The organism is Brevundimonas sp. 01N35 (assembly GCF_056399785.1).
Window position 1 is genome coordinate 18,224 of sequence record NZ_JBFTRZ010000015.1, and the last position, 26,010, is coordinate 44,233.

Annotated in this window: 22 protein-coding genes, 1 tRNA gene and 1 pseudogene; 16 read left to right on the forward strand and 8 right to left on the reverse strand. The window is 65.3% G+C overall.

Annotated features, from left to right (window positions below; genetic code table 11):
* Window position 1 precedes the first annotated feature (1 nt).
* From mgtA to AC1DJ5_RS13730, 3 genes are all read right to left on the reverse strand, one after another.
* Window positions 2-2,569: a magnesium-translocating P-type ATPase gene (gene mgtA, locus AC1DJ5_RS13720; protein ID WP_441453741.1), complete on the reverse strand. Its 2,568-nt coding sequence runs from the start codon at window positions 2,567-2,569 to the stop codon at window positions 2-4.
* Window positions 2,566-3,525 carry a putative bifunctional lysylphosphatidylglycerol flippase/synthetase gene (locus tag AC1DJ5_RS13725; RefSeq protein ID WP_441453739.1) on the reverse strand — a complete coding sequence of 320 codons (960 nt, stop codon included), beginning with the start codon at window positions 3,523-3,525 and terminating at the stop codon, window positions 2,566-2,568. The genes mgtA and AC1DJ5_RS13725 overlap by 4 nt, the downstream gene beginning before the upstream one ends.
* Before the next feature lie 146 nt (window positions 3,526-3,671).
* Window positions 3,672-4,346 carry a 2OG-Fe(II) oxygenase family protein gene (locus tag AC1DJ5_RS13730; RefSeq protein ID WP_441453737.1) on the reverse strand — a complete coding sequence of 225 codons (675 nt, stop codon included), beginning with the start codon at window positions 4,344-4,346 and terminating at the stop codon, window positions 3,672-3,674.
* Between the two features lie 323 nt (window positions 4,347-4,669).
* Here AC1DJ5_RS13730 and AC1DJ5_RS13735 point away from each other — a divergent pair, with 323 nt between their 5' ends.
* Together AC1DJ5_RS13735 and AC1DJ5_RS13740 are read left to right on the forward strand one after the other, a co-directional pair.
* Window positions 4,670-4,975 (forward strand): SCP2 sterol-binding domain-containing protein, encoded by a 306-nt coding sequence (locus AC1DJ5_RS13735; protein ID WP_441453735.1) that lies wholly within the window; start codon window positions 4,670-4,672, stop codon window positions 4,973-4,975.
* A gap of 77 nt (window positions 4,976-5,052) precedes the next feature.
* Window positions 5,053-6,258 (forward strand): acyl-CoA dehydrogenase family protein, encoded by a 1,206-nt coding sequence (locus AC1DJ5_RS13740; RefSeq protein WP_477020961.1) that lies wholly within the window; start codon window positions 5,053-5,055, stop codon window positions 6,256-6,258.
* A 68-nt stretch (window positions 6,259-6,326) separates the two neighbouring features.
* Here the strand turns inward: AC1DJ5_RS13740 and AC1DJ5_RS13745 are convergent, their stop codons facing one another.
* Together AC1DJ5_RS13745 and AC1DJ5_RS13750 are read right to left on the reverse strand one after the other, a co-directional pair.
* On the reverse strand, window positions 6,327-6,509 hold the full coding sequence (locus AC1DJ5_RS13745; protein ID WP_441453731.1) for a hypothetical protein: 183 nt from the start codon (window positions 6,507-6,509) through the stop codon (window positions 6,327-6,329).
* Window positions 6,510-6,621: 112 nt separating this feature from the next.
* The gene (locus AC1DJ5_RS13750; RefSeq protein WP_477020962.1) at window positions 6,622-7,209 is read right to left on the reverse strand and encodes a sigma-70 family RNA polymerase sigma factor; all 588 of its coding nucleotides are present in this window, start codon (window positions 7,207-7,209) and stop codon (window positions 6,622-6,624) included.
* A gap of 187 nt (window positions 7,210-7,396) precedes the next feature.
* Between AC1DJ5_RS13750 and egtB the strand changes: the two genes are divergently transcribed.
* Complete coding sequence (egtB, locus tag AC1DJ5_RS13755; RefSeq protein WP_477020963.1) at window positions 7,397-9,553, forward strand: ergothioneine biosynthesis protein EgtB; 2,157 nt, start codon at window positions 7,397-7,399, stop codon at window positions 9,551-9,553.
* Window positions 9,554-9,616: 63 nt separating this feature from the next.
* On the opposite strand, the gene AC1DJ5_RS13760 is transcribed toward egtB, so the two are convergent.
* Window positions 9,617-9,850, reverse strand: a complete 234-nt coding sequence (locus AC1DJ5_RS13760; RefSeq protein ID WP_441453726.1) for a con-10 family general stress protein — start codon at window positions 9,848-9,850, stop codon at window positions 9,617-9,619.
* Window positions 9,851-10,034: 184 nt separating this feature from the next.
* Between AC1DJ5_RS13760 and AC1DJ5_RS13765 the strand changes: the two genes are divergently transcribed.
* Entirely contained in the window at window positions 10,035-10,313 is a 279-nt protein-coding gene (locus AC1DJ5_RS13765) for a hypothetical protein (RefSeq protein ID WP_441453724.1), read from the forward strand.
* Between the two features lies 1 nt (window position 10,314).
* Here the strand turns inward: AC1DJ5_RS13765 and AC1DJ5_RS13770 are convergent, their stop codons facing one another.
* On the reverse strand, window positions 10,315-11,016 hold the full coding sequence (locus AC1DJ5_RS13770) for an MBL fold metallo-hydrolase (protein WP_477020964.1): 702 nt from the start codon (window positions 11,014-11,016) through the stop codon (window positions 10,315-10,317).
* A gap of 170 nt (window positions 11,017-11,186) precedes the next feature.
* On the opposite strand from AC1DJ5_RS13770, the gene tig reads away from it, so the two are divergent.
* From tig to AC1DJ5_RS13790, 4 genes are all read left to right on the forward strand, one after another.
* Window positions 11,187-12,530, forward strand: a complete 1,344-nt coding sequence (gene tig / locus AC1DJ5_RS13775) for a trigger factor (RefSeq protein ID WP_441453721.1) — start codon at window positions 11,187-11,189, stop codon at window positions 12,528-12,530.
* Between the two features lie 164 nt (window positions 12,531-12,694).
* On the forward strand, window positions 12,695-13,621 hold the full coding sequence (locus tag AC1DJ5_RS13780) for a hypothetical protein (protein WP_477020965.1): 927 nt from the start codon (window positions 12,695-12,697) through the stop codon (window positions 13,619-13,621).
* A 115-nt stretch (window positions 13,622-13,736) separates the two neighbouring features.
* Entirely contained in the window at window positions 13,737-14,378 is a 642-nt protein-coding gene (locus tag AC1DJ5_RS13785) for an ATP-dependent Clp protease proteolytic subunit (RefSeq protein ID WP_114816234.1), read from the forward strand.
* Between the two features lie 137 nt (window positions 14,379-14,515).
* Entirely contained in the window at window positions 14,516-14,836 is a 321-nt protein-coding gene (locus AC1DJ5_RS13790) for a hypothetical protein (RefSeq protein ID WP_477020966.1), read from the forward strand.
* Between the two features lie 16 nt (window positions 14,837-14,852).
* Here the strand turns inward: AC1DJ5_RS13790 and AC1DJ5_RS13795 are convergent, their stop codons facing one another.
* Window positions 14,853-15,500, reverse strand: coding sequence for an HAD-IB family hydrolase (locus AC1DJ5_RS13795; RefSeq protein ID WP_477020967.1), 648 nt, complete (start codon window positions 15,498-15,500; stop codon window positions 14,853-14,855).
* Between the two features lie 193 nt (window positions 15,501-15,693).
* On the opposite strand from AC1DJ5_RS13795, the gene clpX reads away from it, so the two are divergent.
* The 8 genes and pseudogenes from clpX to AC1DJ5_RS13835 all read left to right on the forward strand — a co-directional run bounded on the left by clpX (window position 15,694) and on the right by AC1DJ5_RS13835 (window position 26,006).
* Window positions 15,694-16,962 (forward strand): ATP-dependent Clp protease ATP-binding subunit ClpX, encoded by a 1,269-nt coding sequence (gene clpX / locus AC1DJ5_RS13800; RefSeq protein WP_441453712.1) that lies wholly within the window; start codon window positions 15,694-15,696, stop codon window positions 16,960-16,962.
* Between the two features lie 363 nt (window positions 16,963-17,325).
* Window positions 17,326-19,725, forward strand: a complete 2,400-nt coding sequence (gene lon / locus AC1DJ5_RS13805) for an endopeptidase La (RefSeq protein ID WP_477020968.1) — start codon at window positions 17,326-17,328, stop codon at window positions 19,723-19,725.
* A 118-nt stretch (window positions 19,726-19,843) separates the two neighbouring features.
* Window positions 19,844-20,119: an HU family DNA-binding protein gene (locus AC1DJ5_RS13810; RefSeq protein WP_441453709.1), complete on the forward strand. Its 276-nt coding sequence runs from the start codon at window positions 19,844-19,846 to the stop codon at window positions 20,117-20,119.
* A gap of 40 nt (window positions 20,120-20,159) precedes the next feature.
* Window positions 20,160-20,236: transfer RNA gene (locus tag AC1DJ5_RS13815), tRNA-Val, on the forward strand.
* A 1,142-nt stretch (window positions 20,237-21,378) separates the two neighbouring features.
* Window positions 21,379-22,956 carry a DUF4153 domain-containing protein gene (locus AC1DJ5_RS13820; RefSeq protein WP_477020969.1) on the forward strand — a complete coding sequence of 526 codons (1,578 nt, stop codon included), beginning with the start codon at window positions 21,379-21,381 and terminating at the stop codon, window positions 22,954-22,956.
* 2 nt (window positions 22,957-22,958) lie between these two features.
* The gene (locus AC1DJ5_RS13825) at window positions 22,959-23,669 is read left to right on the forward strand and encodes a response regulator (RefSeq protein ID WP_441453705.1); all 711 of its coding nucleotides are present in this window, start codon (window positions 22,959-22,961) and stop codon (window positions 23,667-23,669) included.
* Window positions 23,666-25,261 carry a sensor histidine kinase gene (locus AC1DJ5_RS13830; protein ID WP_477020970.1) on the forward strand — a complete coding sequence of 532 codons (1,596 nt, stop codon included), beginning with the start codon at window positions 23,666-23,668 and terminating at the stop codon, window positions 25,259-25,261. Before AC1DJ5_RS13825 ends, AC1DJ5_RS13830 begins: the two co-directional genes overlap by 4 nt.
* A gap of 229 nt (window positions 25,262-25,490) precedes the next feature.
* Window positions 25,491-26,006 (forward strand): annotated as a pseudogene (locus tag AC1DJ5_RS13835) (DUF3885 domain-containing protein).
* The last annotated feature ends 4 nt before the right edge of the window (window positions 26,007-26,010 follow it).

A 26,010-nucleotide genomic window follows, 5' to 3' on the forward strand; every position in this document is an offset into this window, starting at 1 on the left:
CCTAGGGCTGCTGGCTGGCCGCTGATCGCATCAGGCCCGGCGTCTGCTCTGGTCGTTTCGCTGCACGGCGTCGAGCGTCGCGGAAGAACCACGCCTTCGCTGTCTCGGTCACGGCCACATAGGCGCACACCACGCCCAGCATGGCTGCCATCAGCAGCGGCGACAGGGGCGTGAAGCCGAACAGGCGGGAGACGGGGCCGAGATAGGGCGACGCGAGGGCGACCGCGGCCACGGCGAGGCTTGTCCAGACGAGCCAGCGCCCAGGCCGGCTTTTCCACGCTCGCCCTCGGGTTCGCAGCACCATGACCACGGCCAGTTCGGTCAGCAGGGACATCACGAACCAGGCTGTCTGGAACAGCGACTGGGGCGCGTGGAAGACCTGAAGTAGCAGGACGAAGGTGATCAGGTCGAACGGGGAACTGATCAGGCCGAACACCAGCATGTAGCGCTGGATGTCCGCCGTCCCGATGCGCTGGGCGACCTGAAGCTGCTCCGGGTCGACCGCATCCGACGATATGGCCATCGACGGCAGGCCGGACAGGAAGTTGTTCAGCAGGATCTGCTTGGCCAGCATGGGCAGGAAGGGCAGGAACGGCGTCGCCACGGCCATGCTGACCATATTGCCGAAATTGCCGCTGATGGTGATGGACAGGTATTTCAGCGTATTGGCGAAGGTGCGGCGCCCGCCCTCGACGCCGCGCTTCAGTACGCCCAGATCACGCTTCAACAGGACCACGTCAGCGCTTTCTCGGGCGACATCGACGGCCTGTTCCACCGACACGCCGACGTCCGCCGCCGACAGGGCGGGCGCGTCGTTGATCCCGTCGCCCAGATAGCCGACCGACTGGCCGCGCCTTTGAAGCGCGCGAACGATCCGCTCCTTCTGCTGGGGATCGACTTCGGCGAAGAGCACGGTGCGCTCGACCTGCACCCACAGGGCTTCGTCCTTCAGCGCGGCGATATCCGCGCCGGTGAGAAGCGCATCGCTCGCCAGGCCGAGGGCGCGGGCGACATAGGCCACGACGTGGCGGTTGTCGCCGCTCAGCACCTTCACCGACACGCCCAGCGCCGCGAGATCGGTGATCGCCTGAACGGCCTCGGCCTTGGGCGGGTCCATGAAGGTCAGAAAGCCTTCGAACCGCATGTCCACTTCGTCGGTCATGCCGTAGTCGGGCTGCGGCGGCAGGCGTCGCGTGGCCACGGCGAGCACGCGCAGTCCCTCCTCGCCGCGCGCCCGATACCAGGCCTCAAGGACGGCCTGCCGCTCTGGCGTCAACGGCGCGTCCGTCTGGCCGTCGCTGACTGTGGAGCACTGGGCGAGCACGGCCTCGAAGGCGCCCTTGCTGATCATCTGGCGATCGCCGCCCGACGCGTTCGATTGAACGACGATGCTCAGTCGCCGCCGGATGAAGTCATAGGGAATTTCGTCAATTTTGGTGAACCCTGCCGTCGTCAGTCCTCCGGCTTGACCTGCCGCCACCACGGCCTGATCCAGGGGGTTTTCGATGCCCGTCTCGAAGGCGGCGTTGATGAAGGCCAGCCGCCGAACCGCGGCGGAGTCCTGGCCGGCGGGGTCCAGGGCGCCCTTGAGCATGATGTCGCCCTCGGTCAGCGTGCCGGTCTTGTCGGTGCAGAAGACGGTCATGCCGCCCAGGTTTTCCATCGCTTCGAGCCGGCGCACGATGACGCCGTTGCGGGCCAGATCCCGCGCCCCGGCCGCGAGGGTCACGCTGACGACCGCAGGCAGCAACTCAGGCGACAGGCCGACGCCCAGGGCGACCGAAAACAACAGGGAGTCCAGGAATGGGCGGCCGAGCAGTTGGTTGGCGATCAGCACCAGGATGACCACCACCAGCATGACTCGGATCAGCATCTCGCCGAAGCGGCGTATGCCCCGGGCGAAATCGGTTTCGAGGGGCTTAGCCTTCAACCGCGCCGCAATGGCCCCGTAACGTGTCGCCAGGCCGGTGCGCAGAACCAGAGTCTCGGCTGTGCCGCTGCGGACGGAGGTGCCGAGAAAGACCATCTGATCGGCGGTCGGCGCTTGCGCGGTCGCCGGGTTGGGCCGTTTCTCTACAGGAAAGGATTCCCCCGTCAGCGCCGCCTCGCTGACCAGCAAGTCCACAGCCTCGAGCACGAGGGCATCGGCCGGCACGACGGCCCCCGCGGACAGCAGCACGCGATCCCCGGCGACGATCTGTTCGAACGGAATCGTCCGGATCTGGCCGTCCCGGCGCACACGGGCGTTCAGCGCCAAGCGCCGTTGCAGGGCTTCGACGGCGGCGGAAGCGCGGTATTCCTGGACAAAGCCGAGCAGGGTGCTGCCCAGCACAATGGCCAGGATGATGCCGCCCTCGAGCCATTGCTGCACGACGCCGGACACCACGGCGGCGATGACCAGGATGAGGACGAGGGGGCTACGGAACTGCTGAATCAGGAGGGCCGCGGCGGAATGGCCGCGCTTGGACTGGATGGCGTTGGGACCGTCCCGGCGCAGGCGCGCGGCGGCTTCGACGCTCGACAGGCCGCCTGCATCCTGCTGCTCGGCGATTGTGGCGCACGGAGTCATGGCACGATCGAGCGGCGCAGCCGAGCGCCGGCCTTGAGCGTCACGACAGTGGTCGCGACGATCGTCGCGGGGCCCAGGCTGTAGATCAGGCGATAGACCAGCAGGGCCGCCGCGGTCTCATGCGTCTGGGCCACGAGCGGCGTCAGTCCGATCACCACGGCCTCGAACACGCCGAGCCCGCCGGGCACGCCGGACGCGGCGCTGACCAGGGAACCGAGAATGAACACCACCAGAAAGACCGCGAAGGCGGCGATCGTGGGCTGCGGCAAGAGGATGAACAAGGCCGCGCCAGACGCCGCCCAGTCGCCCAGGCCCGCCGCCAGGGCGGCAAGGCGGTCTCGCCAGGTCAGTACGGACGGGCCGCCGCCTCCGAGCCATCGCGGGCTTGAGGAGCGAAACGCCGCGAACCAGATCGCGGCCGGCGCGACCAGCACGAGCGCCGCGACGCCGATCAGGACGTTCGAACGATGGAGTGCGTGCGCGAACACCGACGGGGCCATGGCGATCGTCAAGCCGGCCGTGACGATCCCGCTGAGAGACACCGCCGAACTGACGACCAGCGTCAGGCGCGCGATCTGAAACCGCGTCAGGCCGGCCGGCTCATAGCCGCGCAGACGCACGGCGCCGCCAGAGGCGAGGCTGAGGCCGAGGGTGTTGGAGACGGCGAAGGCCGAGATCGCGGTCAGGGCGATCCGCCGAGGGTTTGCCTTGAAGCCCATGATCCTGGTGACGATGACCTCGGTCATCGCCAGACAGCCGTAGCTGATCGCCGTCAGCATCAGCGCCGCGCCCACGGCCCACATAGGGATCTGGGTCAGAGCCGAAACGACCAGAGAGAGGGAAATGTCGCGGATCTCGCGCCAGATCACCCAGACCGCCAAGGCGAAGGCGGCGAATGAGAAGCCGATCTTGAGCAGGCCTGTGATCGGACGTCGGGCGCTGCGAATGACGCTCATGCGGCCTCCTCCATCTGGCGATGGTCGGGCGGCGTCCGAACGATGAAGGCTGGGGTCAAGGTCGGTTCTCGGCAAACCTCTCAATCAGCACGCTCGAACCGGAGCGAGTTTGACGATGGTCAAAACGCGAATTTCCGACCCGCCGGTCAGGCGCTCGGCTTCAGGCGGCCAAACCAGCGCTTCAGCTTCTGATGCAGGTGATTGTTGGCCACCTTGCGGTTCATGGCCTCGGCGTCTCGCAGCCAGGTGACCTGCACCACGCGACGCTCGCCGGTGAAGGGCAGGTGTCCATGCCAGGATCGGTCGGATCGCGGGAAGGCGAAAGCCGAGCCGTTCAGCGGCGGCACCTCGAGCGCATAAGGATCGTAGTTCTTGCCGTCGTAGAGGACGCGCAGGCGACCGCCGGACGAGTCGTGCCAGTCCGAGTTGAGGTAGATCAGCATCGTCATCACCTTCCGCTCGGAGTCGGTGTGGATGTGGCCCTCCTTGGCCTGTGACCAGCGGCGCACCGTCACCAGGCGGGGGAAGGGATGCATGTCGCGCCCGAATTTCCTCGAAAGGCGCTCGGTCAGGTCCGGCCCTTTCAACTCCTGCTCCAGGGCGGCGAAGGTCGGGGTCGAGGTCTCTTCGTCCAGCGTCACGAAACCCGACACCTTGATCGGCGGGTAGTCGGCCGCCAGGCGCTCGAAGGCCCCTGGAGCCAGCAGGTTGGGGACCAGAAGGTGAGGATACGGCTCGGTGGAGGCTAGGGACTCGTCCAGCGCCTTGAGATCGAGAAGCGTATCCGGATTTGGTTGAGCGGCTGGAGCGTGAGCGGGCAAGTAACGATCCTCCCGATTGGGACAATGGCTGAGCGATTCATCGAACCTGGTTGGGCAGCGGGCGCTGAAGCCTGACTTTTGTCAATGAGGTCGGAGGCGGGCGGCCTCGGTCGTAATTCTCGGCAAGGGGGCAGGCGAGGGGAGATACGTCCAAGAACGACGTGTTTCTCCATGATGCTAGCGCTTGGGGGGCGCGAGCGCCTCGCGCGTCAGCAGTCGGCTGGGGGGCTTTTCTCCTTCTAGACGTTTCCCTTGCGTGATCTTGGCGCCGTCGTCGGGGCGGGCTACGCCTGCGCCTCAACATTCTCTTGGGAGAGACGCACATGGCCGATCTGGCTTCCGTCACCGAACACATTCGCGGCGCCGTCGGCGACAACTCCGGCCTGGGCAAAACCGTCAAGCTGGACCTGGGCGATGTTGGCCAGATCTTCATCGACGGCGCCTCGGCGCCGAACTCGGTGAGTAACGACGACAAGCCCGCCGATGCCACGGTCTCGATGAAGTGGGACGATTTCATCGCCCTGTCGGAAGGCAAGCTGGACCCGATGATGGCCTTTATGCAGGGCAAGCTGAAGATCGCCGGCGATATGATGATCGCCCAGAAGCTGGCGCCGCTGCTGAAGCGCTGATGCGTTTCTGAGCAACCAGAATAATGGCGGCGCGGCTCCCTCGGGGTCGCGCCGTTTTGCTGTCGGAGGGACGAGCCATGAATTTCCAGCCCAGCGAACGGGGCCAGCATTGGCGGGAGCGGGTGCGCCGTTTCATGGACGAGCAGGTGCTGCCGCGCGAGGCGGAGTACCGCGCCCAGGTCCACGCTGATCCCAAGCAACAGTCGCCGATCATGGAAGAGCTGAAGGCCAGGGCGAAGGCCGAGGGGCTGTGGAATATGTTCCTGCCCGGCGATCACGGCGCGGGTCTGAGCAATCTGGAATACGCCCCCATCGCCGAACTGATGGGGCGCGCCCTGTGGTCGGCCGAGGTGTTCAACTGCAACGCCCCTGACACCGGCAATATGGAAGTCCTGCACATGTACGGCGACGCCGCCCAGCAGGAGCGATGGCTGGCGCCCCTGATGGCGGGTGAAATCCGCTCGGCCTTCCTGATGACCGAGCCGGATGTGGCTTCGTCGGACGCCACCAATATCCAGACCAGCATTGTCCGCGACGGCGACCACTATGTCGTCAACGGGCGCAAGTGGTGGTCGACCAATATGGCGCACCCCAACGTCGCCATGACCATCCTCATGGGCAAGACCGACCCCGACGCCGCCACCCACCAGCAGCAGAGCCAGATCATCGTTCCCGTGAACACGCCCGGCTTCCGCGTCGAGCGGATGCTGTCGGTGTTCGGCTATGACGAGGCGCCGATCGGCCACGCCGAGGTGGTGCTGGACAACGTCCGCGTCCCGGTCGCGAACTTGATCGCGGGCGAGGGCCGGGGGTTCGAGATCGCCCAGGGGCGGCTTGGCCCGGGCCGCATCCACCACTGCATGCGTGTTATCGGCGCGGCCGAGAAGGCGCTGGAGCTGATGTGCGAGCGGCTGTTGACCCGTACCGCCTTCCGCAAGACCTTGGCCGAACATTCAGTCTGGGAGCAGCGGATCGGCGAGGCCCGCACCAATATCGAGATGTGCCGTCTGCTGGTGCTCAAGGCCGCCTGGATGATGGACGAGGTCGGCGCCAAGGGGGCCAAGTCCGAGATCGCCCAGATCAAGGTCGCTGCGCCGCGCATGGCGCTGAAGATCATCGACGATGCGATCCAGGCCTTCGGCGGGGCCGGGGTTTCGGGCGACACGCCGCTGGCCGAACTCTACGCCACGGTACGGACGCTCAGGATCGCCGACGGCCCGGACGAGGTGCACAACCGCACCATCGCGCGGTTGGAGTACGCCAAGCACGGCGGTCGCCGCTGACAAAAAAACGGGGCCGTGGCAGTTCGCCATGGCCCCTCCGCTCACGCCGCTATGAATCTATTCGACTGTTAGTGCCGCTTGTCCGGTCGATAGACCTGATGGTGATGGTGCGAACCGATGCCGCCCTCCGTCACGTCGCTGATGAAGAAGTTGGGGCTGTGTTTGTGCGGAGGTTCGCCGCCGAAATGGCGATGAAACCATCCTTTCAAACCGGGTTCCTTGGTTGGCCTCCTCTCTTCGGAGGTGTTCATGGAGCTATCCTGATCGGACGGGTTGCGGGGATGGGTATGAAGTGGGTTCATCATGATCGACTCTCCCGGGTCTGTCCCTAAAACAGGGTAGGAAGGCCTGCGTTCCCCCTGCCTAGCTGTCACCCTCAATTACATTTTGGACAGCTTCGACCGGGGGTTCGTCGAGCAGCAAGGCCAGTCGATGGCGCGCGCGATTGACGCGACTCTTGATCGTGCCGACCGCGCAGCCCGCTATGTCGGCGGCTTCCTGATAGGACAGTCCCGCCGCCCCCACCATGACGATGGCTTCGCGGTGCTCGGGCGGCAGGGCGTTCAGCGCCGCCTGCAAGGATGTAAGTTCGGCCGTCCATTCCTGGCTGGCCTCGGCGGTCAGACCGGCGGCGTAGCGCCCTTCCTCGTCGGGAACTTCGCGTCGGCGTTTGGCGGCGTTGGTGTACCAACTGTTGCGCGCGATGGTGAAAAGCCAGGCCCGCAGATTGCTGCCCGGTTCGAACCGGGCCCGGTGCGCCCAGGCCTTGGTCAGGGTCTCCTGAACCAGATCGTCCGCATCCGCTCCGTTGCGCGACAGGGAAAAGGCGAAGGCGCGCAGGGACGGAATGAACCCCATGATCGTCTCGCGCCAATCGACCGGGTCGATGATGCCGGCTGGATGGCGAGGGCTCGCTGTCGGCGGCCCTTCAGGCACGCGAACATTGGGCATGCAACGGAGGTCCTGAACTCTGGCAGACGACCCGGCGTCGGGTCGAGGGCGCCAGAGGAACGTCGCGTCCCGACGACTGTTCCCGCCCCTCGCGCATCACGTCGCGCGGAACCGGGGTCGATCAACCGGCATTGAATATCGTCGGCGCTGGATCGCCGAACGAGAGGCGGGAAGGCTCTGCGTGCGAATGACAAAGCCCATCGGGGTGGCGGTGAGCGTTGAAAGCGATCTTGAGCGGTACCGTCGGGTGCGTGCGGCTCTGCCGAATTTGGCCCAGGGCCTGTCGGCCGAGGATCTGGCGGTTCAGTCGATGCCCGACGCGAGCCCGGGGAAATGGCACCTGGGTCACGTCAGCTGGTTTTTCGAGGTCATGCTGCTGGGCCTCCGACCTGGCTACCAGCCGGTCGATCCGCGCTTTCACCCCCTGTTCAACTCCTACTACGAAGCGCTGGGCGAGCGGGTCGAACGACCGATGCGGGGGCTGCTGACCCGGCCTTCTCTGGCGGAGGTGATGGCCTATCGCGCAGAAATCGACGATCGCATGGAGGCGTTGCTGGCCGGCGGGTTGAATGACGGGCTTGAGCGCTACCTGTTCGCATTGGGCCTGAACCATGACCAGCAGCATCAGGAGTTGTTCCTGATGGACCTGTTGCACCTGATGGCCTGCTCGCCGCTCGACCCTGCGGCCTATGACGCGGAGCCGCGCAGCCAGAAATGCGAGCAAGCTCGAGGCGGCTGGGTGTCGTTCGAGGGCGGGCTCACGCAGATCGGAGCGGACGCTGGCGGCTTTGCCTTTGACAACGAGCGGCCCCCGCATCGGGTCTGGCTGGAGCCGTACGTCCTGGCGGAGGATCTGGCGACCAACGGCGACTGGATTCGGTTTATCGAGGACGGCGGCTATCGCCGGCCGGAACTGTGGCTGAGCGACGGATGGGCGGCGGTCAGGGCACAAGGATGGTCGGCCCCCCTGTACTGGCGAAATGATCCGTCTGGCTGGACCCTCATGACGCTGGCCGGGCGGCGGCCGGTCGATCCGGCGGCTCCCGTTCGCCATGTCAGTTTCTACGAAGCCGACGCCTATGCGCGGTGGTCGGGGCGGCGCCTGCCGACCGAGGCGGAATGGGAGCATGCCGCGCGGACCGAGCCGGCGGCCTTTTCGAACCTGGACGGCGAGGCGTGGCAGTGGACCGCCAGCGCCTACGCGCCCTATCCGGGCTTCCGTCCGACCGAGGGAACGGCCGCCGAGTACAACGGCAAGTTCATGGCCAATCAGATGGTCTTGCGCGGCGGATCGTTCGCCACGCCGCCGGAGCATCGCCGGATCAGCTACCGAAACTTCTTTTACCCGCACCAGCGCTGGGCGTTTTCGGGGGTGCGGTTGGCCTGGGACAGCACGCCGGAAGGGATATCCATGGACGACGACGCGACCGACGCCTTTCGCCAAGACCTGATCGCCGGTCTGTCCGAACGACAGAAGACGCTTCCGCCGAAGTGGTTCTATGACGCCGAAGGGTCGCGACTGTTCGAGGACATCACGCGCCTGCCGGAATATTATCCGACGCGTCAGGAGGCGGCGCTGCTGCGGCGTGTCGCGCCCGAATGGGCGGCGAGGTTCGGCCCCGGCGCGGTCCTGGTCGAACTGGGCTCTGGGGCCAGCGAGAAGACGCGCATCGTTCTGGACGCGGCGCCGGACCTGGCGGCCTATGTGCCGATCGACATTAGTCCTGCCGCGTTGAACGAGGCGGCCGATCGCATCCGCGCCGACTATCCAGACCTGAAGGTTCTGCCGATCGTCGGCGATTTCGAGCATCTGTCGCCGCCGCAGTCCCAGGCTGGGCCGGGGCGGCGGGTCGGCTTTTTCCCGGGGTCCACCGTCGGCAATCTGACGCCCGAAACCGCGACGCGGCTGTTGCGATCGGCGCGCGAGATTCTAGGGCAGGGGGCTTTTTTCATCCTGGGCGTCGATCTGGTGAAATCGCCGGCGACGCTGGTCGCGGCCTATGATGACGCCCAGGGTGTCACCGCCGCCTTCAACCGCAATGTCCTGGTGCGCGCCAATCGGGAACTGGGGACGGATTTCGACGTCGCCGCCTTCGCCCATCGCGCCCTCTGGAACGAGGCGCGATCGCAGATGGAGATGCACCTGCAGGCCCCGCGCCCCATGACCGTCCGTCTGGGCAAGCTGGCGTTCCGGTTCGTCGAGGGCGAGACCATCCACACCGAGAGCTCGCGCAAGTTCGACGAGGCCTCCGTACGCGAGCTGGCCGAAGCGTCGGGCTGGAGGCTGGAGGTGTTCGAAGTCAGCGACGACCCGGCGGTGGCGCTGGCGTTGCTGGCCGACTAGCGGACATGGAAATGGCGGCGCTGCCTCCAGGTCGCGCCGCCAGTGCGGGGGCTGTCGCCGACCCTAGCGCTTGGGAGGATTTTCGTGGGTCTCGGCCTTGTTGCGCGCGCCGTGGGAGGCTTCTCCGCCCTTGCGGCCGGCCTGCGCCGCAAGGCTGCGATCCTGCGAGAAGCTGCGTTTCTCACTGGGGACGCTGGCGCCGCCCTTGCGGGCGATCTCGCGCTGGCGTTCCGGGTCCATCGAGGCGAAGCCTCGCTTGGAAACACCGGAGCCGCGGGTGGGCTGACCTTCGGCCATTCGGCTGTTCCTTTCAAAGACGGTGGCGCTTGCCCGAAAGAACCCGGCGTCGCGGGTGAGGTTCCGAACAAGCACCATTTCCTTGTTCTGTGGACGATCCGTCGCGGGGGCGAAGGGGCGGCCAGGAACCGGCTGCCGCGGGGCGGGTTCAGCAACGACCCCTCGAACCACAGGAGATCGACCCATGGCCGAGCCCTATGCCTCCGACGTCTCGCCGGAAGATATTGTCAATGGAACGGCGACTGAAAGCCTGCGTCTGGAGCAGGAGGCGGACGCCATCATCGCCCGCAACATTTCCCCGCGTCCGCTTCGCCAGGCCGTGCGCGAAGACGCGGCGGAGGCCCGCGCCTGGGCCGACCATCGCGTCAAACGCGCGCGCGACGCCATTCGCGGCGAGCCGATCCGCGCGAGTCTCTACGCCCTGGGGCTGGGGGTGCTGATCGGTCTTCTGGCCGCGCGCTAGATCAGGCGGGGCCAGACGCAGGCCGGGCGATCGGCGCGCGCGACATGGCTTGGTCCGACACATAGGGATTGGTCCGCCGCTCGGCCCCGAAGGTCGAGTGCGGGCCGTGTCCCGGCACGAAGGTCACGTCGTCGCCCAGCGGCCAGAGCTTGGTCGTGATGGCGTTCAATAGGGCGGCGTGGTCGCTGCGCGGAAAGTCGGTGCGGCCGATCGAGCCCTGGAACAGGACGTCCCCGACCTGGGCGAAGCGGGCCTCGCGGTTGAAGAAGATGACATGGCCGGGGGTGTGGCCGGGGCAATGGACGACTTCCCAGGTTGTTTCGCCCAGCGTCAGAACCTCGCCGTCGGCCAAGAAGCGCGTCGGGGTGAAGGTGCGGGCGTCGGGCAGGCCGTACTTCTGACCCTGGGTGGGAATCAGGTCGATCCAGAACTGGTCCTCGGCGTGGGGGCCGATGATGTCGACGCCGGTCTTTTCCTGCATCTCGGCGGCGCCGCCGGCGTGGTCGAGATGGCCGTGGGTGATCCAGATGGCGTCCAGGGTCAGCCCGCGCCGGACGATCTCGCCGAGAATCGCATCAGTCGAGCCGCCCGGGTCGATGACAGCGGCCTTCCTGGTGCGGGTGCACCAGACGGTGGTGCAATTCTGCTGCAGCGGCGTGACGGGCGTGACGAAGACGCCGATGGGGGAGGCGGGCTGGCTCATGCCCTCTCAGATAGCGTCAGGGGGGTGACTAAGGAACCGGGCGCGTTGACCTTTCGGCCCCTTCTCGACATAAGGGCGGGCTTCGAGGCGCCGCTCCTGAAGGGGGCGGCCCTATTGCTTTATCCACCGCGCGCCGCACGGCGTCGCCACAGAGCGTCAGAATCCCGACCATGCAAGTCGTCGAAAAGTCGAACGAAGGCCTCAGCCGCGTGATCGCGGTGACCATCCCGGTAGCCGAGCTGAACGAAAAGCTCGAAGCGCGCATCAAGGAAGTCGCGCCGCAGATGAAGCTCAAGGGCTTCCGTCCGGGCAAGGTGCCGGCCGCGCACGTCAAGAAGACCTTCGGTCGTGACTTCATGGGCGAAATCATCAACGCCTCGCTGAACGAAACCAGCCAGAAGGCCCTGGACGACGCCAAGCTGCGTCCGGCCGCTCCGGCCGAGATGAAGCTGATCTCGGACATGGACAAGGTCATCGCCGGTCAGGAAGACCTGGCCTATGAAATGGCCCTGGAAGTCATGCCCGACTTCACCCCCGTCGACCCCAAGACCCTGAAGCTGGATCGCCCGACCTACACGGCCTCGGACGAGGACCTGGACGAAGCCCTCAAGGAACTGGCCTCGCAGGCCAAGTCCTACGAGGACAAGACCGGCAAGTCGGTCAAGGCCGCCGACGGCGACCAACTGACCATCGACTTCGTCGGCAAGCTGGACGGTGAAGTGTTCGAAGGCGGCTCGGCCGAAGACGCCGACCTGGTGATCGGTTCCAACCGCTTCATCCCGGGCTTCGAAGAGCAGCTCAAGGGCGCCAAGATCGGCGAAGAGAAGACCATCGAGGTCACCTTCCCCGAGGACTACCAAGCCAAGAACCTGGCCGGTAAGGCCGCGACCTTCGACGTCAAGGTCAAGGCCATCAAGGCCGAGACCGAAGCCAAGGTCGACGAAGAGTTCGCCACCCGCATCGGCCTGGAGTCGCTGGACAAGCTGAAAGAGCTGCTGAAGGCCAACCTGGACCAGCAGTACGCCGGCGCCGCCCGCTTCAAGCTGAAGCGCGCCCTGCTGGACCAACTGGACGAAGCCCACGATTTCGCCCTGCCGCCGAAGATGGTGGAAGCCGAGTTTGAAGGCATCTGGGCTCAGGTGTCGGCTGACAAGGACGCCGGCCGTCTGCCGGAAGAGGACGCCAAGAAGTCGGAAGACGAACTGAAGGCCGAGTACCGCAAGATCGCCGAGCGCCGCGTGCGCCTGGGTCTGGTGCTGGCCGAAATCGGCCGCGCCAACAACGTCGGCGTGACGGATCAGGAACTGTCGAACGCCATCATGGCCGAAGCCCGCAACTATCCCGGCCAGGAAAAGATGGTTCTGGACTTCTACCGCCAGAACCCGAACGCCGCCGCCCAGCTGCGCGCGCCCATCTATGAAGAGAAGGTCGTCGACCTGATCGTCGGCGTCGCCGCCGTCACCGACACGCCGATCTCGAAGGAAGAACTGCTGAAGGAAGAAGACGAGGGCTAAGCCCCTTCTCTACTGACCAGCGGATAATGATCTGGCCCTCGCACTCCGGTGCGGGGGCTTTTTCATGGGTCTGATGAAGATTTAATCTTGGATCGACGACCCGGCCTCATTGCGGCCCATTTAGTTTGTCGTTTTATAGAACGATGAAATCTGGAGGGGCCTGAATGGGCGCGTCGCTTGCAATGGGATTTATGGGGCTGGCCTTGCTGTCGGCGCCTGTCGATCAGGATCGGTCAGCATCTGCGCCCGCCGATGCCCAAGCGACCACTGAGCTCGCCGACATCGTCGTGCAGGGGCGCCGGATCGATGATCAGGTTCGAGGTTTCATCGATGAGATCGCCGCCGCGCCTACCGGTCGGGGACCCGCGCGCTGGCGCGACAATATCTGCGTCGGGGTCGCCAATCTGCGCGGCGAGGCGGCGCAGTACCTCGCGGACCGTGTGTCCCAGGTGGCGCTCGACATCGGTCTGGAGCCGGGGGAGCCTGGTTGTCGGCCGAATATCCTGATCATTGGTACGGACGACGGCGCGGCGCTGGCGCGCGGGCTCGTCGCGGCCCGAAAGAACGTGTTCTGGCCTGGCGGTTCGGGCATGAACCGGAGCCGGGCGGCGTTGGAGGCGTTCCAAGCGAATGATCACCCCGTGCGTTGGTGGCACATCAGTCTTCCGGTTGATTCCCAGACGGGGCAACTTGCGGTTCGATTGCCAGGGGAAGAGCCCCCCCAAATCTTCAAGACCACATCCGGACGGCTTCGCACCACGATTCGCAATGACCTGGGTCGCGTCGTCATCATTGTCGACCTGGCGAAAGCTGAAGGTTTGGATCTGCGCCAGATCGCCGACTATGCGGCGATGGTCGCGTTCTCCCAGGTCGACCCGGATGCGGATACGGGGGCCTACGACTCGATTCTGAATCTGTTTCGTCAGCCCGCGATGACGCCGAGCCTGACCAGTTGGGATATGGCCTATCTCAAGGCGCTCTACTCGGCCGAACTAAATCAGTCGTCGGCGACGCATCAGGCGGGTGAGATTCAGGGGTTGATGGCGCGGGATCAGAAGCGCGAACAGGGCCTGACGGACGATCCGCACTGATCCTTGGTAGGCTAAGGCGAGCGTGCGGCCTTGCGCGGCGCGGGTCGGGTGGTGATATCTTGGCGACTAAGGTCGCGGCAGCGAGTCGCGCCGACAGAATTCGAAAAAGGCCTTCATGCGCGATCCGATCGACTACATCTCCAACAACCTGGTGCCGATGGTGGTGGAGCAATCCAGCCGCGGCGAACGGTCGTTCGACATCTTTTCGCGTCTGCTGCGCGAGCGGATCATCTTCCTGACTGGTCCGTTCGAGGACGGTATGGCGTCGCTGATCTGCGCCCAGCTGCTGTTCCTGGAATCGGAAAACCCGAAGAAGGAAATCAGCATGTACATCAACAGCCCCGGCGGTCAGGTGACCTCGGCGCTCGCGATCTACGACACCATGCAATACATCAAGTCGCCGGTCTCGACCGTGGTCATGGGCATGGCCGCCTCGGCCGGTTCGCTGATCCTGACGGCTGGTGAAGCGGGCCAGCGCATCGCTCTGCCGAACGCACGCGTCATGGTTCACCAGCCCTCGGGCGGTTTCCGCGGCACGGCCTCGGACATCGAACGCCACGCCGAGGACATCATCGCCACCAAGCGCCGCCTGAACGAAATCTACGTCCACCACACCGGCCGGACCTATGAGGAAGTCGAGCGCACCCTGGACCGCGACCACTTCATGACGGCCGAGGAAGCCAAGGCATGGGGCATCGTCGACCATGTCTATGACAAGCGCACCCAAGCCGACGACGACGGCGTGAAGACGGTCTGATCCGACTTTAGGCATCTAGCTGCGACGATTTGCGAGGCGGGGCCCGGAAACGGGTCCCGCCTCGAATCGTATCGCCCCGCTAATGAGGGGTGGAGCAGGGGTCTGGGCCCGCCCGCGGTTTGTGCTATCAGGCCGCCATGCAGTACACACGCGATGCCAGCGGGACCGTCGAAGTCGACGGCGACATCTATGGGTGGGAGATCCGCCGTCAGCCCCAGCCCAAGGCCGGCGGCCAGTGGGACGGCATGGCCATCAGCCTGCACCTGAAGGACTTCAAGCGCGAGGCGGTCATCCAGTTCCCCATGCCCATGCGCGCCAACGGCCGGCCCGATCTGGAGAAGCAGCGCGTCAACGTCGACGCCGTGCGCAACGCCGTAACGTCGGCGATGGAGGCGGGCTGGAACCCGACCTCGCGCGGCAAGGCCGTAGTCTTCGACGTGGACGCCGACGGCCGCTGATTCTCCGAACGGACCCTCAGGGGCGGCCGGTGAAGACCCGGAAGCCCTTTTCCTCGGCGATGGCGATCATTTCAGTGTCGCCGGAGGTGTCGCCGTAGGCGGCGGCCAGTTTCATGTCCGGTCCATAGGCGGCGCGCAGGCGGCGCACTTTTTCCTCGCCCCGGCAGTTCTCGCCCGCAAAGGCGCCGGTGACGCGGTCCTGGGCGTCGAACACCAACTGGGTGCCCAGCAGGCCCTCAGCCCCCAGACGGCGGGCGAAGGGGGCGACGGTCGTTTCCGGCGAGGCGGTGACGATGACGCGGTGCGCGCCCTTTTCGCCCCAGGCGTTCCAGCAGGCGAGGGCGTCAGGACGCATGAACTGATCCCAGTTCTGATTCGCGTAGCGTTCGGCCTCGGCCTCCAGCGTGGCGCGGTCCAGGCCCAGCAGGAATTCGCGCACCGAGGCGGCCTTGATCCGGCCCCGGTCGCGATCCCCGACATAGGCCGCCAGCGCGGGCGCCATCCTGGCCAGGCCCAGGGCCCAGCCGCCCGCGCCGGCCCGCCAGCGCAGGAAGGCGGTGAAGCTGTCGCGAATCGTCAGGGTGCCGTCGAAGTCGAAAGCGACGATCGGACGGTCCCCGGCGGGGGACTGGCGAAACGATTGTGCGGCGCCCATGTCAGACATTAGCCGTGATCCCCATAGAAACTGTGCTGTCCGTCCCTGTTAGCGCTTTGTCGTGTCGCAACAGGGTTGTGGCGGAACGTGTGATGGGTGATTGTCTTTTTTTGAAGACCTTCGTGCATAGATTCACGGATCGACCACGAGGTAAGCGCCTTTCGTCCCATGTCGGGCCGGATCGCGGGAGTGAGAAGGGTCTATGACCAAAGCCGCCGGCACAGACGCCAAAAGCACGCTCTACTGCTCATTCTGCGGAAAGAGCCAGCACGAGGTGCGCAAGCTCATCGCCGGACCGACGGTGTTCATCTGTGATGAATGCGTCGAGCTGTGCATGGATATCATCCGCGAAGAGCATAAGATCGCCTTCAAGACGACCAAGGACGGCGTGCCGACTCCCAAGGAGATTCGCGACGTCCTGGACGACTATGTGATCGGCCAGAGCCACGCCAAGAAGGTGCTGAGCGTCGCCGTCCACAACCACTACAAGCGCCTGAACCACGCGACGAAGAACAACGACGTCGAACTGGCCAAGTCGAACATCATGCTGATCGGGCCCACCGGCTCGGGCAAGACGCTGCTGGCCCAGACGCTGGCGCGCATCATTGATGTGCCGTTCACGATGGCCGACGCCACGACCCTGACCGAAGCCGGTTACGTGGGCGAGGATGTCGAAAACATCATCCTGAAGCTGCTTCAGGCGTCGGACTACAACGTCGAGCGGGCTCAGCGCGGCATCGTCTACATCGATGAAATCGACAAGATCAGCCGCAAGTCGGACAACCCGTCGATCACCCGCGACGTGTCGGGCGAAGGCGTGCAGCAGGCCCTGCTGAAGATCATGGAAGGCACAGTGGCTTCCGTGCCTCCGCAAGGCGGTCGCAAGCATCCGCAGCAGGAGTTCCTGCAGGTCGACACCGCCAACATCCTGTTCATCGTCGGCGGCGCGTTCGCCGGCCTTGAAAAGGTGATCTCGGCCCGTGGGGCAGGGGCCTCGATCGGCTTCGGCGCCAAGGTCAAGGAAATCGACGAACGCCGTACGGGCGACATCCTCAAGGGCGTCGAACCGGACGATCTGATGCGTTTCGGCCTGATTCCCGAGTTCATTGGCCGTCTGCCCGTTCTGGCGACGCTGGAAGACCTGGACGAACCGGCGCTGGTCACCATCCTGACCGAGCCGAAGAACGCCCTGGTCAAACAGTACAAGCGCCTGTTCGAGATGGAGAATGTGGCGCTGACCTTCACCGACGACGCTCTGTCGGCGGTGGCCAAGAAGGCGATCACCCGCAAGACCGGCGCCCGCGGCCTGCGTTCCATTCTGGAAGGCATCCTGCTGGAGACCATGTTCGAACTGCCGACCTTCGAAGGCGTCGAGGAAGTCGTGGTCAATGCCGAGGTGATCGAAGGCCGCGCCCAGCCGCTGCTGATCTATTCGGAAAGCACCAAAAAGAAGGCCGACGGCGCCGCCTAATCGAGCGTAGCAATGTTGGAAGGGGCGGCGCCGGCGACGGCCCGCCCCTTTTTCCGTCCCGAGGCCTCGATCTGCGGCGTCGGCGCCACAGTCCGGCAGGGACAGAAACCTGTCGCAACCGCCCGGATGCGCACGTTTCGGCCTTGGGCATGGACCTAGCCGGGCAGGTCGTCCACGATGGGCCCTGAACCACGCTTCTGTGGGCCATCCGACCGCTACGCTTGAACCCGGCGTCTCGCGAACCACATACTCACACGAAAGCCGCCGGAATCGGCGGGTCGTCCAGAGGAGCCTAGGCATTCGCGCCGAGGCGTTTCGGGGCGGCGGGCTGGAGATCCACGAAAGCCCTGGAAAGTACGCATCATGACCGAGAGCAAAATCCTCCCCGTCCTGCCGCTGAGAGACATTGTCGTCTTTCCGCACATGGTCGTGCCGCTGTTCGTCGGCCGCGAGAAGTCCGTGCGGGCTCTCGATGAGATCATGAAGGGCGACAAGCAGATCCTGCTCGCCACCCAGAAGAACTCAGTCGACGATGATCCGGCGCCTGACGCCATCTATCAGACCGGCGTCCTGGCCACCGTCCTGCAACTGCTGAAGCTGCCCGACGGCACCGTGAAGGTGCTGGTTGAGGGAAAGGGCCGCGCCCACCTGACGCGCTTCACCGACCGCGAGGACTACTACGAGGCCGAGGCCGTCGAGATCGCCGACGAGGAAGGCGACGCCTCGCAGAGCGAAGCCCTGCTGCGCGCGGTGATCGAGCAGTTCGAAAACTATGTGAAGCTGAACAAGAAGGTCCCGCCCGAGGCCCTCAGCTCCATTCCCCAGATCAGCGATCCGTCCAAGCTGGCCGACAGCGTCGCCGCGCACCTGTCGGTGAAGATCGCCGACAAGCAGGGCCTGCTGGAAACCATCGCCGTGCCGGCGCGCCTGGAGAAGGTCTATGGCCTGATGGAGGGCGAGATCAGCGTCCTTCAGGTCGAGAAGAAGATCCGCTCGCGCGTGAAACGCCAAATGGAGAAGACCCAGCGCGAGTACTATCTGAACGAGCAGATGAAGGCGATCCAGCGCGAGCTGGGCGAGACCGACGACTCGCGTGACGAACTGCTGGATCTGGAAAAGCGCATCCGCAAGACGCGCCTGTCCAAGGAAGCCCGCGCCAAGGCCGATGCGGAGTTGAAGAAGCTGCGCAACATGTCGCCGATGTCGGCGGAATCGACCGTGGTGCGCAACTACCTCGACTGGCTGCTGTCGATCCCGTGGGGCAAGGCCAAGACCAAGCCCATCGACCTGCAAAAGGCCGAGGACATCCTCGAAGAGGATCACTACGGCCTGGAGAAGGTCAAGGAACGCATCATCGAGTATCTGGCCGTCCAGGCGCGCACCGGCACGCTGAAGGGCCCGATCCTGTGCCTGGTCGGCCCTCCCGGCGTCGGCAAGACCTCGCTGGCCCAGTCCATCGCCAAGGCGACGGGGCGTGAATACGTCCGCATGTCGCTGGGCGGCGTGCGCGACGAGGCCGAGATTCGCGGCCACCGCCGGACCTATATCGGCTCCATGCCCGGCAAGATCATCCAGTCGATGAAGAAGGCGAAGACCACCAACGCCTTCGTCCTGTTGGACGAGATCGACAAGCTGGGCGCCGACTGGCGCGGCGACCCGTCGTCGGCCCTGCTGGAAGTGCTGGACCCCGCCCAGAACTCGACCTTCGGCGACCATTATCTGGAGGTCGACTACGACCTGTCTCAGGTCATGTTCGTGACGACGGCTAACAGCTTGAACATGCCCCAGCCCCTGATGGACCGGATGGAGATCATCCGGGTCAGCGGCTACACCGAGGACGAGAAGGTCGAGATCGCCAAGCGTCACGTCTTGCCGAAACAGCTCAAGGATCACGGGCTGAAGGAGGGCGAACTGATCGTCCCGGAAGAGACCCTGCGTGACCTGATCCGCTACTACACCCGGGAAGCCGGCGTGCGTTCGCTGGAACGGGCGCTCGGCGGTCTGGCCCGCAAGGCGGTGCGCGAGATGGCCAAGACCAAGGCCGTCTCCATCACCGTCGATGCGGCCAAGCTGGCTCAGTACGCGGGCGTGAAGAAGTATCGCTATGGCGAGACGGACACCGAGGATCAGGTCGGCATCGTCACCGGCCTGGCCTGGACCGAGTTCGGCGGCGACATCCTGACCATCGAGGCGATCAAGATGCCCGGCCGCGGCCGCATGACTGTGACCGGCAACCTGAAGGAGGTGATGAAGGAGTCGATCTCCGCCGCCGCCTCCTATGTCCGCAGCCGCGCCCTCAGCTTCGGGGTCAAGCCGCCGCTGTTCGAGAAGACGGACATCCACGTTCACGTGCCGGACGGCGCGACGCCCAAGGACGGCCCCTCGGCCGGCGTGGCCATGACGGTCGCGATGGTCTCGGTCCTGACCGGCGTGCCGATCCGCAAGGACATCGCCATGACCGGCGAGATCACCCTGCGCGGTCGCGTCACCGCCATCGGCGGCCTGAAGGAAAAGCTGCTGGCGGCCCTGCGCTCCGGCGTGGCGACGGTGCTGATCCCTCAGGAGAACGAGAAGGATCTGGAAGACGTGCCGGAGAACGTGAAGTCGGCGCTCGAGATCATCCCGATCTCGACCGCGGACGAGGCGCTGAAATGGGCCCTGACGGGCACGCTGACGCCGGTGGAGTGGGACGAGGCGGCCGAGCCCCTGCTGCCCGTCCAGCCGTCCTCTCCGCCCCACGACGGAAAAGCCGTCAGCCACTAACGGCGACAAAAGAAGCGACCAAGCGCGCGGCCCGGGGAAACTCGGGCCGCGTTGCTTTTGACGTCGGCGTCAAGAAGCCGTTAAGTGCGCCCCGGGGAAATGCTGGGGAGCAAGACCAATGAACAAGACTGAGCTGATTGGCGTCATGGCCGAGGCGGCGGGCATCAGCCGCGACCAGGCCAAGCTGGCGCTGGAAGCCTTCACCGACAACGTAACCGCCTCGCTGACGCGCGGGCGCGACGTGCGTCTCGTCGGCTTCGGCTGTTTCGTGGCCGTGGATCGCAAGGCCGGAACCGCCCGCAATCCGCAAACCGGCGAGGCCATCGCCCGCCCTGCCTCGCGCACCGCGCGCTTCAGGGTTGGGGAAGGATTGAAAAGCGCCTTGAACGGCTGAGGAGACAGGGGCATGAAGCGTCCCTGACGCGCGACGTCACGGGCGGCTAGCTCAGCTGGTCAGAGCATCTCGTTTACACCGAGAGGGTCGGCGGTTCGAACCCGTCGCCGCCTACCAAATTTTCCTAGCAAATCAGTGGGTTGTACAGATTTTGCTGGTGCCGGTTGTTCCGGCAGTTTGGGTCAAGGGGGCAGTAGGGGGGGGGCAGTTTCTGCGGATTTCGCTGAAATGTCCTGAAACGGTTTGGGCCCCTAAGGCGTGTTCTGACCCGAAGCGATCACCCGCCCTTGATCAATCCTCTCATGACGGACCGGGGATGACGTTGTTGAGGCCCCTCGATATCGGCTGCTCGTGACACCCAATGACGCCCTGCCCAGCGCCGCCGACGTCGAGATCGTCTGGGTTCACCGCGACGGCGGTCCGCGTGGCCGGGCCGAGGCCCTGACGACGGCGGCAGTTGCGGCAGCGGGACGGATCGACCCGACCATGCCTGTGTCTGGGTGGCCAGCGAGTCCTCGGTCGCTCGTGCGATGCGCGCCGCCTTGCTTCCTAGCTCTTCACATGTGCGCCAGCGGCGCAGGTTTGATCGTCTTCGAGCTTCTGGGACGGTATGGATCAGCCGCACTAAAAAGGCGCGGCCAATAGGTCCGCAGTGGGTCGAGTGCGGTCCTCGGCTTCGACGCTGAAAGCGCATCGGCTTAGGGTCCGCTAAGGGCCGCGTGCGGACGCCGGCTTAGCGTCCTAATGCCGACATTGGGCTGAACGCCTAGAAGGCGGACGCCTCAAACGTCAGCTATGGGTGGAGAGGGGAACTTCAACTTGACAAGGTAGCGTTGGCCACCAACCGAAATCAGGATCGCATGCGAAAGCTGGTTCAATGCCCAACAAGCTTTCGGATCGCCTTCCGGCAGGGTGTCGTAGTGGTTGCCTGCACGACCTTCGTCCCGCTAGCCGTTTGGGGGTTTGGCGCCGTCCTCGCAGCGGACGATGGCGTAGGGGCTGGGCCAATTTTTCTGGCGTTTTTCGCAGGATGGTCTCTCGCTGGCGGCGTCGCAAATACGATCCCTCTGATCGCGAAATGGGTCATCCACGATCACTTTTCTCGACGTTGAGCAGACCGAAACGTCCGAAACCTGGCCGTGAACCTTTATCTGCACGGTTTCTGCACGCCGCCTGGTTCATATCTCGAACATGAGGCCATCAACGCTCGACACGCATAAGCGACAACGACCGCCTCATAAAGAAGGCGCCGTCCAGCCGTGTTCAATTCATCCATTCGATCATCCTACTGGCTGAAGGTCGGGATCGGGCTGTTGCTGGGCGGCGCGGCTGACGCGATGTTCTTCATGCAGCGGCCCGGCGCGACCCTTGGCCTGTTCGCCCTGCTGTGGCTGGCGGCGGCGGCCTTGTTCCGAAAGGCTTGGGTCCGCGACCGGCGAGGTTTGGCGGCGGCCGCAGGCGCGGCGGGGCTGGCGGGGGTCATGATCGACCGGCCGAGCCTTTTGGCCTGGGTCCTTTTCGGTCTCGCCCTGATGATCGCCATGCAGTCGGCGCGGGTGCGCGGCGGCGAGGACGTCTGGCGCTGGGCGCAGCGGTTGATCGTTCAGGTAGTAGTGGCGGTGGCTGGGCCGTGGATCGACCTGATCCGCCTGAACCGGACCAACCGGCGACGGCAGGCGATCAATCTGCCGGGCGCGGTGCGTCTGCTGCTCCTGCCCGTGCTGGGCGGCGCAGTGTTCCTGTCCCTGTTCGCCAGCGCCAATCCGGTGATCGGCGATCTGGCGGCGCGGCTGCGGTTACCGCCTCTGTCGGAGAATACAGGGGCGAGGGCAATCTTCTGGGGCGTCGTTCTGATCGAGGTCGGTGGAATTCTGCGTCCGCGCTGGCGGGCTGGATTGGTCGCTCTGCCATCGCTGGAGGGGCGATCGGTACCTGGCGTTACGGCGACTTCGGTCACCCTGTCGCTGATCGTGTTCAACCTGATGTTCGCGATGCAAAACGGCCTGGACCTGGCCTTCCTGTGGAGCGGCGCTCGGCTGCCGGAGGGCGTGACCCTGGCCGAGTACGCGCATCGCGGCGCCTATCCCTTGATCGTCACGGCCCTTCTGGCGGGCCTGTTCGTCCTGATCTTCCTGCGGCCGGGGTCAGAGACGGCGACGCGACCTCTGGTTCGACGGCTGGTCGTGCTGTGGGTCGGGCAGAACCTGTTTCTGGTCGCTTCCAGTCTGTTGCGGACGGCGGACTATATAGAGGCCTATTCCCTGACCCGGTTCCGCATCGCCGCCATGATCTGGATGGTGCTGGTCGGTCTCGGCCTAGGGCTGATCTGCTGGCGCGTGCTGAGGAACAAGAGCGCTAGCTGGTTGATCAACGCCAATGTCGGCGTGGCCCTGACGGTGCTGGGGGTGGTCAGCGTGGTCGATCTGGGGGCGATCGCAGCGCACTGGAACGTGCGGCATGCGCGCGAGGTCGACGGCCAGGGTTCACGGCTGGACCTCTGCTATCTCGACAGCCTGAACGGCGCGGCCCTGGTCTCGCTCGTCGAGTTGGAGCAGCAAACGGCGGACTCGGCGCTGAAGGACCGCGTCGCGGCGTTGCGCGACCGGCAAATGGCGGCGATGCAGGAGCATCAATCGAAATGGCGGGGTTGGCGCTGGCGCGACGCCCGGCGGCTTGACCGGGTTGAGCAACTGACCGCCGCCCGTCCCCTGACGGCGATGCCTCCCGGTCAGCGCGATTGCGACGGGCGTCTGATCACCCCGTCCGTGCGCCTTTCGGCGCCGCCGTCGACGCCCAGTCCCATTGCTCCCCCGTTGACCTCTGAAGCTGGAACCTGAACATGGCGATCATGCAGCGCACCGTCCTGGTCGTCGATGACGACCCGCATATCCGCGACCTCCTGACCTTCGCCCTGGAAAAGGCAGGGCTGGCGACACGCGAGGCCGGCGACGGCGAGGCGGCCCTGGCCGCCATCGCCGAACAGCGGCCCGACCTGGTCATTCTGGACATCAACATGCCGCGCATGGACGGGATCGAGGCCTGCCGCCGCATCCGTGCTCAGGGCGATCTCCCGGTCCTGTTTCTGTCGTCCCGTGACGACGAGATTGACCGGATTCTGGGCATCGAACTGGGCGCCGACGACTATGTGGTCAAGCCATTCAGCCCGCGCGAGGTGGTGGCCCGTGTCGCCGCCATTTTGCGGCGTGTGAATATGTCCCCGCCACCCCCACCGCCGGGCGCGGTGCGCGTCGGCAGGCTGTCGCTGGATACGGACGGCTGGCGGGCGCGCTGGAACGACGCCGATGTACCGCTGACCATCACCGAGTTCGGCATTGTTCGCGCCCTGGCCTCCGCCCCGCAAAAGGTCTTTACCCGCGACGCCATCATCGACCGCATCCATGGGCCGGGCTTCGCCCTGACCGACCGGACCATCGACAGCCATGTGCGCAATCTGCGCGCCAAGTTCGCGTCTATAGGCGGGGCCGACGTGATCGAGACCCGAGCGGGCGTCGGCTACCAGATGGGTCCCTGTCGCGGCGGCGAGGCGTGATCGGAGGCGCTGTCCAGCGACTGAGAGGCTTCGTGCGGGCGCACTGGCCTGCTCTGCGGTTGCGCACCATCCTGCTGTCGGTGCTGTTTTTTGCCGCCATTCTGCCCGGCGTAAGCGCCATCTTCCTGCGGGTCTATGAGAACACCCTGGTCCGTCAGACCGAGGCGGAGCTGATCGCCCAGACGGCGGCCCTGTCAGCAACCGCCGAGGCGATCTGGCCCGGCGCGCGCATCGTCCTCCCGACCGAAGCCCAGCGCCGAGCGCCGGGCTATTATCACCCCGAACCGGCGCGCATCGATCTGCGCTCCGATACAATTCTGCCGCCGCGCCCGCCGGCGCGCACATCAACGGCGCCAGCCGATCCAGCGGCCGTCGTCGTGGCCGAACGTCTTGAGCCGGTGATGGAGGAGACCAGCCGCATCACCCTGGCCTCCATCGTCCTGCTCGACCGCAACGGCGTGGTTGTGCGCGGCCTGGGTCAGGGCGGAAGCTGGCGTGATCTGGCTGAGGTCAAGAGCGCGTTGGCGGGCTCGCCCGCAACCGTGCTGCGCCGAAACGCCGCCTATCAGCCGCGCTATTCGATGGAGTGGCTCAGCCGAGCCTCCGGCCTGCGTATCCATCATGCGCAGCCGGTGGTGGTGAACGGCCGGGTTGAGGGCGTCGTCCTGACATCGCGTTCGCCGCGCGCCCTTTTCAAGGGGATTTATCAGGACCGGGGCAAGATTCTGTTCGGGATTGTCGCGGTTCTGGGTCTGCTCAGCGTGCTGGCGGTGGTGATCTCGCGCGGCATTGCCCGTCCGATCGAGGTCCTGCGACGCGCCGCCCGCGACGTGACGCATGGCGGAGGGGTCGTGCCGCCGCCGCCCCCGACGGCGGCGGTCGAGATACGTGATTTATACGAAGACTTTGGCCAGATGGCCGAGGCGGTGGATCGCCGCTCGCGCTACCTGCGCGACTTCGCCGCCGCCGTCAGCCATGAGTTCAAGACGCCTCTGGCTGGTATTCAGGGGGCCGTCGAACTGCTTCAGGACCATGGCGACGACATGGAGCCGGATCAGCGTCGCCGCTTCCTCGACAACATCGACGCCGACGCGCGACGACTGTCCGATCTGGTGACGCGGCTGCTGGACCTGGCGCGGGCCGACATGGCGCGGCCGGAAGCCGGAGCAGCGGTCGATCTGCGACCTGTCGTGGCCCGCATCGCGGACGCCCTGAGAGCGGGCCTGACGATTAAAGTCGATCTGCCGGACGGCCTGCCGTTGGTCGCCGTCCCGGAGGCCAGTCTGGAGATGGCCCTGACGATCCTGTTGGAGAACAGTCGACAATTGGGCGCGACGGCCGTGGAGATCGCCGCCCAGGTCGATGACGATCAAGTTCGTCTGACCGTGTCCGACAACGGTCCTGGCGTGGCTGAAGGCGACGTCAAACGCATCTTCGAGCCCTTCTTCACGACGCGCCGCAGTGAAGGAGGCGCAGGCCTCGGTCTGTCGATCGCCCAAGCGCTTCTGCGCGCGAACCGGGCCAGCCTGGCATTGGTTGGAGCACGAGCCGGCGCCACGTTTGAGCTGCTGCTGCCCCGATCCGCTGGCTAGGCGCGAATTCGAGGCCGCAGGGGGCCATCGTCTGGACGAGTTGGATGACATCATTTCGCGCGCTTACTCGTCGTGCGGGGGGCTAAATGGCCTCATTGTCGATAAGCGGACGCGGCGAACTTCAGTTTGGGGGGGAGCGGACACACAGGCGCTCGCCTGCTACGCTCACAAGATGTCATTCGAAAATGCTTGGGCTAAGTATCATTCTGGTGAACGACCAGTCGGCTGGATGCTGCGAGAAGACGGGGCGAAATACTGGTTGCGCTTTCATTCGCTGCCCGCCTCGAAACGCTATGCTGACACCGATGAAGAGCGTTCAATTCTGCTGGCTCGTCACAACACGCTAGCCGAGGAAGTGCTTGGCGCTAGCCCGTGCTGGCTTGTTTAGACCCATTGGGCGACGTCCGCCGGTGAAAGCGACGCAGCAGATCAATACGATTCTTTCCGGGCCACCCGCGAGTTGGGATTGGGTTTCGTCTCGACGTTTCTCGTGGACGACGGTGAAGAAGATCGCCCGTGGCGGGTGTATGCCGTCCAAACCAATTGGTCGCCTGGTCGGTTCGACGATCTGCTCCTTTCGGTGGCGGATGAGAAGGCCGGGCCGACACTATGGATGGCCGCGAATGGTGCGATCTTCGCTCCTTATGACGGCGGCGCAGATCTCTTTCTGCCCGACATTGCACAAGTCCAGCGAATGGCAGAACGACACAAGGATTGGCTCTCGCAGCATTCTCTAGGCCTATAGAAGG